Source organism: Chryseobacterium sp. SIMBA_038, assembly GCF_046535115.1.
Taxonomy (GTDB): domain Bacteria; phylum Bacteroidota; class Bacteroidia; order Flavobacteriales; family Weeksellaceae; genus Chryseobacterium.
This window is the reverse complement of record NZ_JAWRXH010000045.1, coordinates 1-375: the sequence shown is the minus strand read 5'-3', so window position 1 is coordinate 375 and position 375 is coordinate 1. Positions and strand designations below refer to the sequence as shown.

1 pseudogene is annotated in these 375 nt (G+C 40.0%); it reads right to left on the bottom strand.

Annotated elements, in window-relative coordinates:
• Positions 1 to 375, bottom strand: a pseudogene (locus SB689_RS22655) (NADH-quinone oxidoreductase subunit D); the annotation flags it as partial.

Here is a 375-nt window from a genome sequence, read left to right as displayed (position 1 = left end):
CTAGTAACGTACCAAATTCTTTAAATCTTGCAGGGAATGTTTTTAAGAAGTCTTGTAATAACTCATGGAATTTTGGAGTGAAATCTCTTTCAAATCCTCCGATTCTTCCCATATTGGTGGTCATCCTTGCTCCACAGATCTGCTCATACATATCATAAATACGTTCTCTTTCGATGAACATATAGGTAAGACCTGTAATTGCTCCTGAGTCCATTCCGGTTACTCCATTACAAATCAGGTGGTCTCCAATTCTGGCAAGCTCCATCAAGATAACACGCATATAGTCTACACGCTTTGGAACTTTAACGCCGATCAGCTTCTCAACTGTCATGTGCCAGCCCAAATTGTTGATTGGTGCAGAACAGTAATTCATAC